The sequence below is a fragment of the Luteibacter sp. P4_E6 genome, from assembly GCF_056401535.1.
The window spans coordinates 1-1,491 of record NZ_JBFUJE010000751.1; the positions used below are offsets into that span (position 1 = coordinate 1).

At 63.0% G+C, this 1,491-nt stretch carries 2 protein-coding genes; both read left to right on the plus strand.

The window, feature by feature from the left end; translation table 11 throughout:
• Positions 1–268: 268 nt before the first annotated feature.
• Complete coding sequence (locus AC1DT2_RS23115; RefSeq protein WP_477299012.1) at positions 269–1,072, plus strand: segregation and condensation protein A; 804 nt, start codon at positions 269–271, stop codon at positions 1,070–1,072.
• Positions 1,073–1,136: 64 nt separating this feature from the next.
• The coding region (gene scpB / locus AC1DT2_RS23120; protein WP_477299011.1) for an SMC-Scp complex subunit ScpB at positions 1,137–1,491 on the plus strand (355 nt) is incomplete at its 3' end.

The following is a 1,491-nucleotide window of genomic DNA, read 5'->3' on the forward strand; positions in this document are numbered from 1 at the left end:
GTTCTGGACCGTGAGCGGACCGCTCCCGACGATCTTTCACAGGCGGTGACCCTCCTGGGGTGTCCAGCGGCAATGCCCTTCGCTCGTCAGCGACGATGCGTGGCATGCCGGGCGAGGTGGCGGTATAGCCGCCGGACGGCATCGATTGTTACGTTCCTGGTCGCAGTCGCGACCCTTCTGACGTGTGCCGATGACTAACGAGACAACCGAAGTTCAGGTGGTCGAAAAAACCCAGGGTGCCTTTGCAGGTGTCCCGCAGCAGCAGGAAATGCCCCTCGCGCTCGTGCGCGGGCAGGCAGTGATGCAAATGCCGCAGGACCTGTACATTCCGCCGGACGCGCTCGAGGTCATCCTCGAATCGTTCGAAGGGCCACTCGACCTGCTGCTTTACCTGATCCGCCGGCAGAATCTGGACATCCTCGACATCCCTGTCGCCGAAATCACCCGGCAGTACATGGACTACATCGACATGATGCGCGAGGTGATGCGACTGGAGCTCGCGGCGGAATACCTGCTGATGGCCGCGATCCTTGCGGAGATCAAGTCCAGGTTGCTGCTGCCCCGGCCGCCGGCCGAGGAAGGCCTGGAAGACGACCCGCGAGCGGAGCTGGTTCGCCGCCTGCAGGAGTACGAACGCTTCAAGCGGGCTGCGGCCGATATCGAAGAGATGCCGCGCCTGGAACGCGATACCACCGTGGTGCATGCCTTCGTCGGCGAACACAACGTGGTGCGGGTAYCACCCCCGCTGGACCTCAAGGAGATGTTGCTCGCGCTCAAGGACGTGCTCGGTCGGGCCGATCTGTTCACGCACCATGCGATCCAGCGCGAACCGCTCAGCGTGCGCCAGCGCATGGGCGACCTGCTCGAGTCACTGGGTCGCGGCGGGTTCCACCGTTTTGAAACGCTGTTCGACGTGACGGAAGGTCGACTCGGGGTCGTTGTCACCTTCCTCGCCATGCTCGAACTGGCCAAGGAAATGCTCGTCGAGATCGTCCAGGAAGAAGCCCTCGGGCCGATTTACCTGAAGACGAAGGTACTGAGTGATGCCGAGCCCGARGAGGCGCTCGCCTGAAGGCCCATGAGGGCCACGAACATCGAACCGATCCGCGCCATACGCGCGGTAAACCCGAAGGCCTATGCAACCCGAACAACTGAAACCCATCGTGGAAGCGGCGCTGCTGGCGTCGACCCAGCCGATGACGATCGCGCAGTTGAAGGCGATCTTCGGCGACGAGGACGAAGTGACCACGGACGATATCGTGGTCGCGCTCGCCTCCCTCACGCACGACTGCGACGGTCGCGGCGTCGAGTTGATCGAAGTCGCGTCGGGCTGGCGTTACCAGGTCCGTCGGGATGTTCATGGCTGGGTGTCGCGAATGTGGTCCGAAAAACCCAGTCGCTATTCCCGCGCACTGCTCGAAACGCTGGCCCTGATCGCTTACCGCCAGCCGATTACCCGCCCGGAAATCGAACAGATCCGTGGTGTGGTGG